The sequence below is a fragment of the Enterococcus sp. DIV1304_2 genome (assembly GCF_050555445.1).
GTDB lineage: Bacteria > Bacillota > Bacilli > Lactobacillales > Enterococcaceae > Enterococcus_B > Enterococcus_B pernyi.
The window spans coordinates 1005001-1021626 of the sequence record NZ_CP187851.1 but is presented as its reverse complement, the minus strand read 5'-3'; the positions used below and the strand labels follow the sequence as shown (position 1 = coordinate 1021626).

At 37.7% G+C, this 16626-nt stretch carries 12 protein-coding genes and 12 tRNA genes; 2 read left to right on the top strand and 22 right to left on the bottom strand.

What is annotated here, in order from left to right:
- Positions 1–37: 37 nt before the first annotated feature.
- The 7 genes from IGJ14_RS04860 to IGJ14_RS04830 form a co-directional block, all read right to left on the bottom strand.
- A complete protein-coding gene (locus IGJ14_RS04860; RefSeq protein WP_195273974.1) occupies positions 38–706 on the bottom strand; it encodes a DUF624 domain-containing protein in 669 nt (222 codons plus the stop codon).
- A gap of 12 nt (positions 707–718) precedes the next feature.
- Entirely contained in the window at positions 719–1555 is an 837-nt protein-coding gene (locus IGJ14_RS04855; protein WP_019724157.1) for a carbohydrate ABC transporter permease, read from the bottom strand.
- A gap of 13 nt (positions 1556–1568) precedes the next feature.
- Complete coding sequence (locus IGJ14_RS04850) at positions 1569–2465, bottom strand: carbohydrate ABC transporter permease (protein WP_065095643.1); 897 nt, start codon at positions 2463–2465, stop codon at positions 1569–1571.
- Positions 2466–2684: 219 nt separating this feature from the next.
- Positions 2685–3950 (bottom strand): ABC transporter substrate-binding protein, encoded by a 1266-nt coding sequence (locus tag IGJ14_RS04845; protein WP_066025600.1) that lies wholly within the window; start codon positions 3948–3950, stop codon positions 2685–2687.
- Positions 3951–3985: 35 nt separating this feature from the next.
- A complete protein-coding gene (locus IGJ14_RS04840) occupies positions 3986–5119 on the bottom strand; it encodes a glycoside hydrolase family 88 protein (RefSeq protein ID WP_195273976.1) in 1134 nt (377 codons plus the stop codon).
- Positions 5120–5130: 11 nt separating this feature from the next.
- A complete protein-coding gene (locus IGJ14_RS04835; RefSeq protein ID WP_195273978.1) occupies positions 5131–6918 on the bottom strand; it encodes a DUF2264 domain-containing protein in 1788 nt (595 codons plus the stop codon).
- Entirely contained in the window at positions 6827–7132 is a 306-nt protein-coding gene (locus IGJ14_RS04830; protein WP_181055179.1) for a hypothetical protein, read from the bottom strand. The genes IGJ14_RS04835 and IGJ14_RS04830 overlap by 92 nt, the downstream gene beginning before the upstream one ends.
- Positions 7133–7463: 331 nt before the next feature.
- Between IGJ14_RS04830 and IGJ14_RS04825 the strand changes: the two genes are divergently transcribed.
- Positions 7464–8519 (top strand): LacI family DNA-binding transcriptional regulator, encoded by a 1056-nt coding sequence (locus IGJ14_RS04825; protein WP_065095639.1) that lies wholly within the window; start codon positions 7464–7466, stop codon positions 8517–8519.
- A gap of 181 nt (positions 8520–8700) precedes the next feature.
- On the opposite strand, the gene IGJ14_RS04820 is transcribed toward IGJ14_RS04825, so the two are convergent.
- On the bottom strand, positions 8701–10374 hold the full coding sequence (locus IGJ14_RS04820) for a heparinase II/III family protein (protein ID WP_104775703.1): 1674 nt from the start codon (positions 10372–10374) through the stop codon (positions 8701–8703).
- A 3-nt stretch (positions 10375–10377) separates the two neighbouring features.
- Entirely contained in the window at positions 10378–11226 is an 849-nt protein-coding gene (locus tag IGJ14_RS04815; RefSeq protein WP_104775704.1) for a discoidin domain-containing protein, read from the bottom strand.
- Positions 11227–11821: 595 nt separating this feature from the next.
- On the opposite strand from IGJ14_RS04815, the gene IGJ14_RS04810 reads away from it, so the two are divergent.
- A complete protein-coding gene (locus tag IGJ14_RS04810) occupies positions 11822–13333 on the top strand; it encodes a helix-turn-helix domain-containing protein (RefSeq protein ID WP_195273980.1) in 1512 nt (503 codons plus the stop codon).
- 417 nt (positions 13334–13750) lie between these two features.
- Here the strand turns inward: IGJ14_RS04810 and IGJ14_RS04805 are convergent, their stop codons facing one another.
- From IGJ14_RS04805 to IGJ14_RS04745, 13 genes are all read right to left on the bottom strand, one after another.
- Positions 13751–14758 carry a hypothetical protein gene (locus IGJ14_RS04805; RefSeq protein ID WP_430608345.1) on the bottom strand — a complete coding sequence of 336 codons (1008 nt, stop codon included), beginning with the start codon at positions 14756–14758 and terminating at the stop codon, positions 13751–13753.
- Between the two features lie 738 nt (positions 14759–15496).
- Positions 15497–15580: transfer RNA gene (locus IGJ14_RS04800), tRNA-Leu, on the bottom strand.
- 16 nt (positions 15581–15596) lie between these two features.
- Positions 15597–15668: transfer RNA gene (locus tag IGJ14_RS04795), tRNA-Gln, on the bottom strand.
- Between the two features lie 9 nt (positions 15669–15677).
- A tRNA-His gene (locus IGJ14_RS04790) sits at positions 15678–15750 on the bottom strand.
- A 64-nt stretch (positions 15751–15814) separates the two neighbouring features.
- A tRNA-Leu gene (locus IGJ14_RS04785) sits at positions 15815–15899 on the bottom strand.
- A 16-nt stretch (positions 15900–15915) separates the two neighbouring features.
- A tRNA-Cys gene (locus IGJ14_RS04780) sits at positions 15916–15986 on the bottom strand.
- A 38-nt stretch (positions 15987–16024) separates the two neighbouring features.
- Positions 16025–16096 (bottom strand) — tRNA-Gln (locus IGJ14_RS04775).
- A 10-nt stretch (positions 16097–16106) separates the two neighbouring features.
- Positions 16107–16179: transfer RNA gene (locus IGJ14_RS04770), tRNA-His, on the bottom strand.
- A gap of 2 nt (positions 16180–16181) precedes the next feature.
- A tRNA-Trp gene (locus IGJ14_RS04765) sits at positions 16182–16255 on the bottom strand.
- Positions 16256–16261: 6 nt separating this feature from the next.
- Positions 16262–16342 (bottom strand) — tRNA-Tyr (locus IGJ14_RS04760).
- Position 16343: 1 nt separating this feature from the next.
- A tRNA-Phe gene (locus IGJ14_RS04755) sits at positions 16344–16419 on the bottom strand.
- Positions 16420–16462: 43 nt separating this feature from the next.
- Positions 16463–16535: transfer RNA gene (locus tag IGJ14_RS04750), tRNA-Asp, on the bottom strand.
- Positions 16536–16544: 9 nt separating this feature from the next.
- Positions 16545–16617 (bottom strand) — tRNA-Val (locus tag IGJ14_RS04745).
- Between the last annotated feature and the right edge of the window lie 9 nt (positions 16618–16626).

Genomic DNA, 16626 nt, shown 5'->3' with positions numbered 1-16626 from the left:
GGGCTGGTTGTTTTTCAAATTTTTTATTCTTTAGCGTCTACTGATTTTGACTTAAATGTCGATAGGTCTGCTTACAGTTCAAATAAATCAAGCCTAGAAATAAACAGGGAGTGAGTAAGAAACCAAATTGGGGCTTAATGACCATCACGACCAACAAAAGAAACACCAAAACAGTATTCAATAAACTAATGTACCACTTTTTCACTACATAATAGAAAGAGACATGGTAGATGTTTCGTATGGAGATTTCTGGATTTTTCACTTGGAGATAAAAATTATTGATTATCAGATTAATGGCCAAGATAATGAATATAAAAAAGAAAGGAATGAGCCATTTTCCGATTTGTTGGTCCATGAAAAACAGGATATCGACAAAAGAAATCACGATTACAAGATATCCTGGACCACCTAAGTACATACTTTTTTTCCATAACGAGCGATACAGTTGAAAAAAAGTTTTGACTGGGACTTCGTTTTCTTGGACTCCCTCAACAAACCAGGCAAAAGTTGTCATGGTGGCAGGTAAGAAAAAAAACAGACTTCCTAAGAAAAAGAGGCTATTCCTGATATCGATTGCAGTAGTTACTACGACTAAAAAAAATGGGAGATTCACAAGTAATAAGCATAAATTACCCGCCAGAAAACTATATGCTAAACAAAACAGTTTCATGTAAACATTCGTTTCAAATGTTTGTTTTTTAAACATAGTCTTTCCTTTCTATCCTTTGACCCCAGAAGAAGCAATACCTTCAACAAAATATTTTTGCATGGCTAAAAAGACGATCGCAACGGGTAAAACAGACAACACAGATGCTGCCATGATCAAGGCATATTCCGTATCATACAATCCGACGAACATTTTTAATCCTAATTGGATCGTTTTATTTTCTGTAGATGACAGATAAATAAAAGGTCCCATGTAGTCATTCCATGTATTAACAAAAGTGATGATCGTCAAACTAGCCAAAGCTGGTTTAGTCAATGGTAAGATGATCCTGCGATAGATGCCCCATTCGGATAATCCATCAATTCTTGCACTTTCGCAAAGTGAATCGGGAATACTACTATAGTATTGTTTCAATAAAAATACCCCAAATGCACTAAATGCTTGTAACAAAATCAAAGAAAGTAACGTATCAGATAATCCTAATTGCCGCATCATGATAAATTGTGGGATCATATAGGATTGCCAGGGAACAGCGATCGTACCGATATATGCAAGAAAAAGGAGGTTTCTTCCTTTAAAATGCATTTTAGAGAAACCATAAGCAGCAAAACTTGATGTAAATAACTGGATCAACGTGATCACGATACTTAAAATGGCTGTATTTTTGAAAAAGGTCAATAATGGAATGCGTGTCCAAATGACCGAATAGTTTTCTGGATGCCAGGTTTTAGGTATCCATTGGATCGGAACCGAAAAGACATCATTGTTCGCTTTGAATGACGCAGAGATCATCCAGATAAAAGGGATCAAAGTGAGCAGTGAAAAAATTAGAAGTAACGTAAATACTAAAATTTTATGAAATGATTTTTTTTCTGATCGATTATTCATCCGTTCTCCTCCTTTACACTTTCTCTCGGATCTGATTCCATTTAAACTGGATGACTGTAATCACAAGGACGATGACAAACAAGACCATAGCAATCGCGGAAGCATAGCCGAAATTGAATTTTACGAACGCTTCACTATAAACTTGATAAACTAACACATTGGTCGCACGCCCCGGTCCTCCATCAGTCATCACTTGAACAAGGTCAAAAATCTTGAAGCAATTGATAACCAACATGATCGTCACAAAAAAGGTTGTTGGGCGCAATGCAGGCACGGTGATGTGGATGAATTGTTTCCATTTATTTGCACCATCCATTGCAGCTGCTTCGTACAATTCTTTCGAGATCCCTTGTAAGCCAGCTAAGTATAAAATCATGTAGTATCCCATTCCTCGCCAGACACTAACGATAATGATCGCTGTCAATGCCCAATCTGAACTAGACAACCAACCAGGGGGATTTTCGATAACCACACGTAAAAACTGGTTGATTGGTCCCATAGTAGGATGGAACAACATACTCCACACCACTGCGATTGCTACTAATGATGTGACATACGGAAAGAAAAAAGCTGTCCGAAAAAATTTGACTCCTTTGATTTTCTGATTCAATAAAATGGCCAAGCCCAATGAACATATCAATGTCAACGGAACCACACCGATCGTATACAAAAAGGTGTTTTTAAGAGAGATCCAAAATGTATCATCCGATAACATGCGAGTGAAATTTTGCAGACCAACAAATTCGGGTGTACTAAAGGAATCCCATTTCATAAAGGCTAAAATCAATGAAAAAACAACAGGTACTAAAGTAAAAATCAAAAATCCAATAAAATTTGGCGCAATAAATGACCAAGCAATCAACGTATTTTTACGTTTTAGTTTACGTGAAGCTGACTTCGTTACTTCCATAGCTTGATGTCAAAAAAACCAATTGGTTCTTTTAACGCTCCCCCTTTCATTAAAGGCAATAACAGGTATTCCTGTTAGCTATACACTGAAGGCGCAGAGAAAGCTCCTTCAGCATATAGTTGACAAGATAGCGGAGGAAAATCATTTATCCCCCTTATTTATTTGATATGAAAATGAAAGAAATCTTACACCTTCAAGACAAAATTGCCACACACCTTTTTATTCACTTTCTTGTTTTACTCGTTTTTCCATATTACCAATTGCTTCTTTTGGTGTTTCGTCTCCTACTAAAATCAGTTCATGTTCTTCTTGTAAAATCTTATCGATAGCTGGTCCGTTTTCATCCACTGGAAACTCAATAGCGATCTTCTCCGGATTGAAAGCTGTTTGTGAGACTTCGTCATTTGGCATTCCGTTGCGGCTAAAGTACAACTCATTGATCGCATCTGTTCGATAAGAAGGTACTACACCTACTTCTGCTAATACTTTAGCTCCCGCTTCACCCGAACAAAAATCAAGGAATTTTTGCGCTAGTTCTTGTTCTTTCGAGTTCTTATTGATTGCAAAGGCTGTTGGTGACCCAAATGTTTGGATTTCCTTTCCTTTTTCATTTTGTGGCATTTGAGAAATCCCCCATTCCACATCTGTTGTTCCAGCATCGATATTAGTCAACAAAGCGCCCATGTACCAAGAACCCATATACATCATGGCTGCCTTGGAGTTTTCAAATTGAGATTGATAGGTCACATTCGTCGACTTGGCCGTACCAAAATCCATCTGTGCTTGGTCTTCTTGCATCCGCAATACACGGTCATAGTACTCACCTAAAAATCCATAATCTGGCTCCACCAGATTTTTATTATTTTGCGCAGCAGCAATCGCTTGAACAGTCGAACGCCACGTATGTTGGTATGCACCGTATACTTGCTCTTCTGGTTTTGAAAGTTCTTTCGCTAATTCTTCGTATTCTTCCCAAGTCAGATTATCTGGATAAGGCAATCCTGCCTCATCAAATAACTTTTTATTATAATAAAGCACCCAAAAGTCTGTACGATACGGTTGCGCATAGGTTTTTCCATCAATATCATACATCTCGTAGCTTTCCATGGCAGGGTCTGTGTCTAAATCTTTGATGTGGGAAGACAGATCGACTAATTGATCTCTTAATGCATAGTTGGAATAAGACAAGAGATTTTTCATCGTCAACACGTCTGTCGAATCTCCGCTAGCTAACATCGTGGTCAATTTCGTATCATAATCATCTGAAGCAATATCTACTGGTTTCACTGTTACCCCAGGATTTTCCTTTTCAAATGCCCGAAAAAGTTTGTCAAATTCTGGCGTAGTGTCATAATTCCATGTACTGACTGTCAACACCGTTCCGTCCGTTTGATCTTGTGCTTGGTTTTCATTTCCGCAGGCTCCCAACCATAGCCCCCCACTAACAAGTAATCCAGCAACTAAACTTTTTTTCCAAAACTTCATATTCCAATTCCCTCCATTTCTTTCATCTTAGTTTTTTACCAGTAACTGTACCAAACTTTTTTCAGTCTTATCAGGGCTTCTACATAGTAGTAATCCCCCCAGATCATGCACTCCTTCACTCCTTTATTTGATTTTTTGTCATAGACTCCTTCAAGTAACAAGCCGTTCGATTGTGGCGAATCCACACTTGTATAATCAGTTGATAACGTTTTCATAATTGCGATAGCAACAGTCTGATAATATTCTTTTTTCGGATCGCTTAATGGCAGTTGCTTCGCCAGTTCCAATAAACCACACACTGCGATTGCCGCAGCGGAAGTGTCTCTTTCTTCACCACTGCCATCATGAAATACTAAATCCCAATAACAGATAGTGTCTTCTGGTAAGCAGTTGATGAAATAGTCAGCCAGTTTTTTGGCTGTTTCTAAAAACGTGTAATCACCTGTATGATTATAACTCAGTGTAAAGCCATAGATTCCCCATGCTTGCCCACGCGCCCAACAAGAATCATCTGAAAACCCTTGTTGTGTCTTACCACCGATTGCTTTGCCAGTTTTCGGATCAAAATAATACGTATGATATGTCGTAAAATTATCACGAACGATGTAACGTTGTGTTTGTTTGGCATGGGCATAGGCAGCTTCTTTATAACTGCTCTCTCCCGTCATATTAGATGCAAAATACAGAAGCGGTAAGTTCATCAGACAATCGATGATCATACGCCCACGTTGGTGCTCATCCTTTAAATCTCCCCAAGCTTGAATGATCTGTGTATTAACGTCATAACGCTTCATCAGCCGATCCGCTGCTTGAATTGCTAATTCTTTTGAAGATTCCCGTCGGTTCACTTGATAATCAGCGACTGCTGAGAGTGTGTACAAAAAACCGATATCGTGCGTTTCAAGCGCAATGTCATTTTCAAGGCGTTGACGAAAAGATACCAATTGTTTTTCGATCGTTGCATCAACCGCTTGGTCATTCGTCAGTTCTTTTACTAGGAAGAGCATCCCTATCCAAAAACTAGCTGTCCAATCCGTGTTTTCCTCTGGAACGTAGACAAGGTCTACGCTCGCAGCAGGTGGTACGGTATCTTGAAAAAGTGTCAGATTTTTTTTGACTTTATTAGTTACAAAATCAATTTCATGTGTCAACCAATCAAATTGTGTCATTCCTACCTCCATTATCTAATCGTTAGTTCGATCGTTTGATTCTTTTGTTGGATCAGTAATTTTTGTCCTTTTTGCTCAATAACTGGCTGGATCACTGTTTCACCAGGTAAAGTCCCTGAAACAAGGGATACAAGCAAGTGTTTGCCTGAGGAGATCTCAGCTGAGACAAAAGGTAACATCGTACGTGGGTAAAAGAGATTCGTATTTGGTTCCGTTCGCACGACATCTGCTTTTTCATATCCGATGATTCCTTCGATCTTCGATGTTCCGATACTTGTTTTTGCTTCGATACTTAACGCATCTCCTTTTGGTAAAGTCTGTTCGAGAGGGACACTAAAACCTCCATCATGTGCTTGTATAGGAGCAGTTGTGTCAATTTCATGGACTCTGACGTGACAGTTTTCCAATGGAATGATCGTGGAATAGATTTTGACGTCTTCCCACGGAGACCATTCATGGATGATACGATCAGGTAGAACAGAAAAATCTAGGTCTAACCCTTTCGGACGGAAATAATGACCATCTTTTGCCAAAGCTAACGTACTGTCGTAAGCACCTTCGTAATACCAATAATCAGATTTTGGGACACTGAAACCGAAACGTGTCGAATAGACGAATTTACTATATTTGGCATGTGGGAAGCTTTGCTGATTGACAAACTGCCCAGCTGGGAAAGCTTGAAGATGCGTCAATGACTGATTGTATTGGTAAAAATTTTTACTTTCCGGCAACGCTAGCGTCTTTTCTTCAATTTGTAGTGGACATATTTCTGCTTGCCAATACGGATGATCATCAGGTACAGCCAATAAGAGAAAACTCTTCATTGCCCAATAAGGAGAACCCGGTCCGTTATACCCTTCTCCAAACACTAGATTTTGATAATGATATCCAACAGTTAGAAGCCCATCTGTCGAGAAAATCTCTTTATCCATCCAGTTTTCTAAATGACGACTAAGCAACCCTTTGATCTCACCCCAAGGGAGTGCTTCCACATCCGCGAACACCAAGGCACTGAAAAAGCTCGCTTGGGCAAAGCGGTATGTCAAGCTACGACCAAAAGGTAATGCTTCGCCATTAGCATCAAACCAATATTTAAATGTTTGAGCAAAAAGAACGGCCCGCTCTTTGATCCGTTTTGTGCGGACTGGATCTTCCTCTGCCATAAAATGGGCATATACTAAGCTGTAATAATGGATCGCAAATGAGACGTAGTAATCATATTGCGTATCTGCCCCATCAAAATACCAACCATTGTCATTGTAAAAATGCTCGATCACTTCAAAATCTTGATCGATTTGTTGCTGTGAATAGGATTTGCCACATTTTTTCAATGCGATATTCACCAAGATACGGAAAAAATACCAATTATTTTTAGGTATCTTACGCGAATTCACTGTGAATAACCATTCTGCCAAGTTCGTCTGTTCCATCGAAGTTAAACGTCCCCAGATTTTTTCAGGATTCAAAAGCAACGTCGTACTTATTGAAGCCATCTCGACAATCAACTGGTCATAGTCTGTTACTGTCCCCCAATACTCATCACTCTGTGGATCAGTCCCTGCAATGATTCCTTTCAGATAATCAGATGCTAATTCAGCATCATCTTCGTCGACCAGATAAGGACCAAATCCCCAGAGTGGTCGTAAAAATGCTTCAACTTCTCTTGTTGCCTCTGAATAGACGGTGCCATGTGTTCCTAGTTTTAATTTACCCGGTTGATTTTTGTAATAAGGACGTAACGGTGCCATTAACTGGCGAAAATTTTCTTGCCATTGTTTTTTTGTACGAAATTGTTGCATGTATATTCTCCCTTTCAATTAAAAATCCTTTGATAAACCCATAATATTCTCCGTAAACGATCACTCCATCGCCCACATTGATTGATGCTGCTTGTTCATTGAATACTTGGTAATCACTGGAACCACTTCTCAGAATAAAGCGATCGCCTTTTTCTATTTGTTCTTGACCATCTGATCGTATAATTTTTCCTTCGATTTTTACCCACTGATGCAATGGAACCTCTGCTGACTGATATTCTTTTTCAGTAAAAACACGCGCCTTTTGCTGGATTTCTTCTTTGATTTGATTTTCAAAAGCCTTCTCTTGTTGTCGGCTATTTGTTTGACATCCTGTACAAAAACTAACGATAAAAATGAATTGTAATCCGAAGAGAAATCGTTTGATTTGGCTCCCCTCCTAATGAGATCGTTTTCTTTTACTAAATTTTACCTAAAATTAGTAAAAAGTCAACATTTTTTTGGTAAAAAAATAAATATTTTTACTTGCCTTTTTACTGAAATTACCTATACTATAATTAATAAAGTCTATTATCCGGAGGTAGCTTATGGCGACGATCACCGACATCGCAAAGGAAGCAGGCGTATCGATTTCTACTGTTTCACGCGTTTTAAATTATGATGATACACTCTCAGCAACAGAAGAAACCAAACGTAAAGTTTTCGAAATTGCAGAAAAGCTGAACTACACTAAATATAAAAAGAAGGCAAAAAAAAATGGCAATTCCCACTCAGCAAATGAACTGTTGAAAAAAAAAGGTGTCCTTGGTTTGATTACTTGGCGCACGAGTGACGAAGAACTAGAAGATATTTATTACATGTCCATTCGTTTAGCTGCCGAAAAACGTGCAGTAGAACTTGGCTATCACGTCATTAACTTTTCCCAAAACGAACAACATCAAATCCAAACAGTCGATGGCATCTTAGCAATCGGTAAATTCACGCAAGAAAAAATTGATGAATTAAATACTACTGCGCCAAATCTATGCGTCGTCGGATCAAATTTTCCTTTTCACGATTATGACTGTGTCAATACTGATTTTGGTCAAGCCACTGAAGTCGCACTTACTCATCTCTTAGATTTAGGACATAAAAAGATTGCCTATATCGGTGCAGAAGAAAGTGCCAATCTCTACGGGTATCGAACCTACAAAACACCAACGACTAATACGTATATCGATATGATGAAACATCATCAGCTATTCGACGAAAAATATTTTTTCGTAAAAGAAAATAGTTCTCTTGACGTCAAAACGAGTGAATCACTGACAGAAAAAGCCTTAGCACAATGGCAAGACGATCTACCGACTGCCATTTTAGCCGCAAATGATGCTTTTGCTATCGGTATCATCCATACATTGAATGCTCATCAGATCCAAGTACCTAAACAGATCAGCGTGATGGGTATCAATGATTTATCGATTTCTCGCTACATCACGCCACCCCTTTCAACGGTCAGAGCTTATACAGAGGAAATGGGCGAAACAGGCATCAATCTTTTACACGAACGTATCCACTCCCCTGGTATTGCGAAACGAATCCTATTAGATACAGAATTAATCGTCCGTGGCTCAACTACCCCACCAAATAAAAAGAACTCATGATAGATAGATGAACTTCCGATAAATAAGCTAGAAAACCCGAATTTTTAAAACTTTGGGATTTTCTAGCTTATTTACGAAGGAATTGCTTCTGAAACACCATTTATTCACTTGCGAGGATGTGTGTGACACTACCTCATTCCATTAAACAAGTCCCACGCTTACCGCTGATAATCACGTGTCCTCATTTACTTTTGATCGCAATCTTGATCTGGATTGTTTCTTCTTTCAGCAACTGATAAGTCGCTTGGATCAGCGTAGCTTCATTTTTTTGGCCATAGTGATCATAATAACTTTCTCTGATCAATTGCACAGGTTTTGAAAAATACATCTCACACTTTTCTTTTTCTCCTGTGATACATACCATTTTCCCTATAACTTCCACTGGATTCGTCGTTATAAAATTTTCAATAACTAACTGATTTTCTGTTTCGAATGTAAATACATCACTCAGAACAAGTTGTCGTTTCGAACGATCCACTTCTATTGTCCGATCCATCTGGCGTAGTCCTATCTGCGAAGGATACGTGGAAGCCAATTCTGTCTTGAAGACTCCACCAGTTCGCGTTGATTGAAAACTCGTATGTTCTGCCGCAACAGCTCCAGGTAATTGGTAACTGTTCGCAACGATAGGAATGCTATGCCCAAGTGCGCTGTTCACTAAGAAAAGATAACGTGTTTTTTCATCAAAGTAATCTTTTGTATATTCTCCCGCTCCAAGATCAGTAAGAAATAAGTCTTCTCTCGTACCAAATACGAAATGACCAATATCTATATGATTATGGCTTTCATCATTTCGTCCTCCCTTTGCTGCAAACACCAAATTTTCTTTCGAAGATTGAAGAACGCCCCATGCTACATCCTCAAAATATTGAAGGACTTTTTTTTGATCATTCACAATATGTCTTTTTGACCAGAGTAAATTACGTAATAAAGGGGCAAAACGATAACAATGATCAAAATCTAAGTCATTGATTCTCACAATTTCGGGAATTGCGACATGGAACCTTTCCTGACAGAAACTCAATAATCCACTTGGTAACTCCGCTGGGTGGTAGTCGGAAAACGGTATAGCCTCTGTTTCAGCGAGCATCACATCATTAGGGAAAGCCGCGATTTTTTTCACTTTATCACCCAACAGATAGCGGTCATCATCATAAACTTGTTGGTACTTTTCTGCAAAATAAATATAATAACCAAATCCATATGCCCAATAGCTGACGCCTTCCTCACATGCGCCATCCATCCCAAAACTTCGTAAATAAGAGGCCATACAACGATCTACCTTCCTCAATATTTCCGCTTGTGATTCACCGCCTTTTTCTTGTATATCCAAGGCAGCCATACCAATCGAACCACCTACAACCGCACTCCAATTGTTTTCAAATGATTCAAACGGCCATGTGTTTGTTACAAAAGGAACGAAGAGTCGTCGATCGACTTCCGACCGGATTCGAAACGTCAATAGTTCGGATAATTCTTTCTCAAACAACTTGATTATCTCTGCTAACATTTGCCCTGTCTCGGCTGCAAATAAATCGATCCATGTCGGGGAATCCACACGAAAGTGATTCGCTTCAATTGGTAAATGAGCTGGTAAACTCCAACTATACTCATTGCAGATCTCCCACAAAACTTGTTCTAACCCTTCAACTACTTCGGCTTCTTTTTTTTGCAATAAGGACAACGCCAAGACTGTAGCATGTTTACGTCTTGCAAAGTAAGCCTTCTCAAAAACCAATCGCTCTCCAGTCATCAAAAACTCTCTATACCCCGAGACTGGCAACTCAGGAACTACTTTATTCATAAGATACTCTTTTTTGGCTTCTGACAGTTGCTTCAAAAAGTATTTTTTCATTGCTTATCCTTTCATCGGCTGATCATTCATGCCCCACAATTCAATTTGCGTCAATGCAGGAAACGGCGATGGGTCATTCGCTTGAATAAGATCACAAAAACGAATAGTTTTGGTCTTTCTTGCACTAAATGAAAAATATTGTGGTTGAGTTGTTTTTTCGGTCGCAAACGTTTCACTAGTTCCATCGTCAAACTGAATCGTCACATTCGTCCAGTAACTATCATGGGGAAAGTCTGCTCGCCATGTAAAACCAACTTTATCCAATTGGACCTCTCGACCAAAATCAATCGTCAAAGCTGCATCAGCTTGCTGATTGATGCCCCAAGATTGAAATGGGTATGAACCATGAGAATGATTCGCGTATACGCCATCAATCGCATTACACGCAAAGAAAGTGGCATCATTTCTCGTTTCCACATTTGCACTCGCATGTGGATACGCACCAGTTTCTTCTTTTTGATCATGCGGATTCAACGCTAAATTACGATACATCTTCACTTCCTCTTCAGAAGCACAACGAACACTTAGATAATGTCGTCCCCCAGAAAAACGAGTCTCCGGTCTGGCTTTGATACGATTGGAATGAAATGATACTTCATAGGTCCATTTATTTCCCGGTAGATAGACAAGAGAACTTTCTAAAGTTTCATCAAGTTTGACCCATAGGTACCTCCCAGACTCATCCATTTCGACAACTATTTGATCTCCTTCTTGGTACTCAAATTTTCTCATAGACAAATGCACAAAATTTTCTGCTGTCACAACCAAATCTTTTTCTATTTCTTCTTCTCCTTGAAAACTTTTTCTTGGAACGCTTTCTTTATCATAAACCGCTAATGTTAACTTCGTCATTTCACTACCCCCTAGTGATCATTTTTATCTATTATAACGTGACTGGAAAGAAAAGAAAACGATTTATTTTACTAAATATTTAGTAATTTAATTTTCGTTATTTAGTTAGAAATACTATTTCCATTTCTAATAAATTCATATTCAAACTTGCTACTACTACTAAAACTCAGTGTTATCAACTGAATATCTCACTACATATTTATATCCATAAAATAAGTTTTTATTTAAAATTAAATTAGATTAAGCAAATAAATAACCTTATATTGCTAACTAATATTACGCAAAATCAATTATATTCATTATTAAATTTAAGCACAATGAGATTCAACATAACGTTTTATCTATTTAAAATAATATTTCATCTAATTCACAAATGAATTTCACCGCTTAAAAATAAGTTTTATCAAAGATAATGCCAAAAAAAGCCGAGGAAATCATCGCTCATCGACAATAGTTAAATAAAAATGTGAGAATAATGATAAAAAGATTGATTAAATTTTAAATAACTAATAAACTATTAGTAATAACTATATTTCATCTTCTAAAGTGTACTTATTATCAAATTCTACATTTGTCTTAAAGAAAGGTTTCTCTCATGAATAATTTACCTATGACATTACAATTAGATAATCAATTCAAACGACAGTATAACTTACTACAATTTATACGTACGCACCAAAGTAAGAATTTAACCCTTAGTGATCTATCACAAAAGTTAGGAACTTCAAAACCAACTTTACGAAAAGATATCGATATTATCAATCATTCCTTACCTACGATTGATTTTCAGATTACTTACAATGAACAAGGATTCTTACAAATAGATCCTCAAGAAATCTCTGTCGATTCAGTCATTACTATACTAGCTAAAGATACAACCATTTATCGTATGATGGATCTATTGCTTCATAACAAAACGTATAGTACAGAACAATTATCGGACTACTTGATGATCTCTCGTAGTTCAATTTTCAATATCATTCGTCATATGAATGAAGTACTGAAAGAGTATCGCATATCGATAGCAACCGGTCCGCTCACTTTTATTGGCAAAGAAGAAGATATTCGTTTTTTACTTTTTTCTTTTTATTCAAGCTTTGGTGATAGTCAAATCATCGATTCTGATAGCAATCATCATGCGCAATCAATTATCGCTCATGGTCGAAAAAGTGGGATAACTTTTCTACATTTTAGCCATTTTCGTTTTTCACTTTGGTTATCGATTGCTAAAGTTAGAGGGCAGTCTAAAAATTTTTGTCACTTTAACAATAACACCGTTGCTTTAGTCAAAAAAAATCGAGGCTATCAGCTGATTGAACATCTGATTGCCTCCTACTATTCTTCACTCTTCAAGCTAACGATTCCTGAATCAGAATCACTATGGCTGTATCTTGTCTTTTTACATTGTGTCTCTTATTCAAATTGGCAAGGATTAGATGAAGAACGCACCTACGCCTTTCGTTGTCAAGAAGGCGCAGTGGTAGTCGATGCAGTCCAACGTTTTTTATTACAGGTTTTTCCTAAACAGATGCTGGATAATGGTGCTTTAGATAAAATCGAAGCCTTCTTGATCAATACGAGATTACTCTCAAAGATGAGCCCGTCATATGAAATGACCTCTGTTGCTTTGATTGATTTAATGAAAGAAAAATACCCAGAGCTTTTTCACCTTTGGCTTCAGCATTTAGAGCGATTAAAAGTCCATCCGATGTTTGAGTTCACACATCTTGATCATTTAGCTGCTAGCCTGACCACGTTCCATGCAACGATTTTAAGGATCAACTCACAACAACCTCTGAGGGTCATCGTAGCACTACAAAGTTGCCCCTCGATGGACGATTATATTATTCAAGAAGCAGAATTACTCTTCTTGCGACAAATCTCAGTCAAATTTTTGATTGAACAACCAGTAACAAAAAAAGAAATCAATGATCATCAAGCCAACCTGATCATCTGCAACTATGATCTACATGTAAACGAAGATTTCCCGTGTCCAATTCACCGTTTGCCTAATATTCCTACACAAGACGATTGGACGCTTCTAATGGATCGAATCACTCATTTAAATTCAGCCACTTCCACAACAAACTATACAGGCTATTTTTAATCACTTAGATATTTATTTATAAAAAATACCCATTGAATTATTTTGAGATTTCAAATAATTCAATGGGTATTTTTCCTGGCGTATATTATCCGTTCGTATATATGTCTCAATACCGACAACGTTAAACAAAGAAAAAAGCACCAACGTATAGACTACGTTAGTGCCAAAATACCGGCGGCCGGGGTCGAACCGGCACGATCGTGAGAATACCAGATTGTGAATCTCACTCCTCTTTTTACTATAATTCGATCTGATAAAAATAAATAAGCCTATACTGACTTTTAGTCGATTTAAACAAGTTGTGGGTTAACCATCCTTATTATTTTAATTTAGATGATTGCTGCCCTCTTATCTTTATTGATAAGTTGGGGTAATTGATTTATTTCTTCAGCATAGATGAAGGGCCTAAAATGCGTTTCACTCTAGATCAATCGACGATTTTTTCTTTTTTCTATACAGCAGTATATATGGAACTATACAAGCTAATATATTTAACAAAAGGACACCTATCCGCTTTATTGCAATTAAATATAATGAAAAATAATGTAGACCTTCAGCTATAATCTCAAATAAAAGAGTAAAACCAGAATGAGTATACAAAAATGTGATCATCAAATTAAAACATAGAACAATCGTATAAACAACTAGTGAAGTGAGCTTGATCCATTTGTTGTGATTTCCTAAAAATAGTGTGCTTATAAATCCACCAATTATTGTTACAATTGTAGCAATTACCAGTATATTATCAACAAATTGTATATTACTATCATACTTAATTATATTTTCTATTGATAAGACTATCAGTAAGAATATTATTGGAACGGTCGAGTTAACTACAGCTATTTTCTGATAATCTAATCTATTTTTAGCCCGATTTTTAACTTTTAGAATTTTTATGTCTGTGAGCGTTCGATATAAACTAACAACTGTTCTCTCTTCATCAAGTATGTATATGTGGTTAGCCAAAATCATCAATATTACTGATAAAATATAATATATGATCAACAATCCGATAGTAATAAGCTTTAATGAAACATTTGCTGGGATTGAAGTGACGCCCGCCTCATCCAAATAGATAATATTTGGAGCAATACTTAGTACAATAATCCATAGTAGCAGTGTCCCAGTACTCATATTAAAAAGGAACATAGATTTTGAGTGGAAATTCCTTCGATAAGGTAATATTAGATTTAACCACGGCAATAAGAATACAAATAAATACAATCCGAATGACAAATAAACAATCCAAAAATATGCCCCACTCAATAAATAGAATTTAGCTACCTGAGCGGTTCCAAGAGCAAGAATAGCAGTTGAACCTAAAGCAACCACGATTCTCCAGCTTTTTTTAAGATTCATTTTTTTATGTATCCCATCAAGTACATCGTAGATATGTATTTTTGTAATAATATCATGTAGAACCATGGTAATGATCCATTGTACTGCAGTGATACATAGATAAATAATGGGAAAAAGCCACACTAAAACAAAAAAAATTTCATCATCTCCTTCATTAATATCCTTTCTTTATCTTGTATTTTAGTAATATTTAGCAATCAATTATACTCAGTTTTGAATAAATGAAAGAAAGTATACACCTAACTAAAATCACCAACAGGATACTCACTCTTAATAAGTATGAATAATCTATATCTATGATATTAAATCAATATCCATTGGTTGTAAACACCATAACATTTTGTAACCCTATTGATTAGACGAATGGTTCAAAATGACTATCTCTATATATAGATGATAGGATTTTACCTAACGTTTGAATCTATATATAACGTGCAACAGGTAATTGTCTTTTTCTATCTTTATAATAATGAGAGAAACTTCGAAAAATCAGCAATCATAAAAATATTTTTTCATCATTTCTTTTATTTCAGCTTCTGACATTGAAATAGGTGCGCTTCTTACTAAGATTTCTTGCCAAGCCGGATAGCTTTCTTCCTAACTCCCCTATAGAAGATGGGCGACTGCTACCAAATTAGCTTAAAAAGAAAAATAAGAGAAATTAATCAACACTATAAAGATTTACTTTTCCTATTTCTATAATAGATAAAAAGTTGGGTATGACGTTACAACATAAGTACTAGCATTTTGACATAAAAAAAGAACCCTCTAATGTAAGATACACCTACATTAGGGGGATTATGATACCGGCGGCCGGGGTCGAACCGGCACGATCGTGAGATCACTGGATTTTGAGTCCAGCGCGTCTGCCAATTCCGCCACGCCGGCAATAAATAGATAAAAACTGGGGTAGCTGGATTCGAACCAACGCATGAGGGAGTCAAAGTCCCTTGCCTTACCGCTTGGCTATACCCCAATAATAAAGGGCGAATGATGGGAATCGAACCCACGAGTGTCGGAGCCACAATCCGATGCGTTAACCACTTCGCCACATCCGCCATAATAAAACAATTTGTTATTTAATTTCCGAATAAAAAACTAAGATGTGGTCATCTTAGTTAATACCGGCGGCCGGGGTCGAACCGGCACGCCCTCAACGGGCACTGGATTTTGAGTCCAGCGCGTCTGCCAATTCCGCCACGCCGGCAATGTAATTAGTACTAAGGCGGTAACCGGATTTGAACCGGTGATGAAGGTTTTGCAGACCTCTGCCTTACCACTTGGCTATACCGCCATTATACTATTTTAAGCTATAAATTAATATTTATAGGACTGGGGTAGCTGGATTCGAACCAACGCATGAGGGAGTCAAAGTCCCTTGCCTTACCGCTTGGCTATACCCCAATGAAAAAAAGGCGAATGATGGGAATCGAACCCACGAATGTCGGAGCCACAATCCGATGCGTTAACCACTTCGCCACATCCGCCATGGCAGGGGCAGCAGGAATTGAACCCACACTAACGGTTTTGGAGACCGCTGTTCTACCTTTAAACTATGCCCCTATAAAATGGAGGAGAGTGGATTCGAACCACTGAACCCTAAGGAACGGATTTACAGTCCGTCGCGTTTAGCCACTTCGCTACTCCTCCATGGTGGCGCGGGACAGAATCGAACTGCCGACACACGGAGCTTCAATCCGTTGCTCTACCAACTGAGCTACCGCGCCATAAAGAATAAATTATTTATTTTTGTTAATTGAATAGAAATGACGGTCCCGACGGGAATCGAACCCGCGATCTCCTGCGTGACAGGCAGGCATGTTAACCCCTACACCACGGAACCAAATCATTATGGAGGTTAACGGGATCGAACCGCTGACCCTCTGCTTGTAAGGCAGATGCTCTCCCAGCTGAGCTAAACCTCCAATGTATCC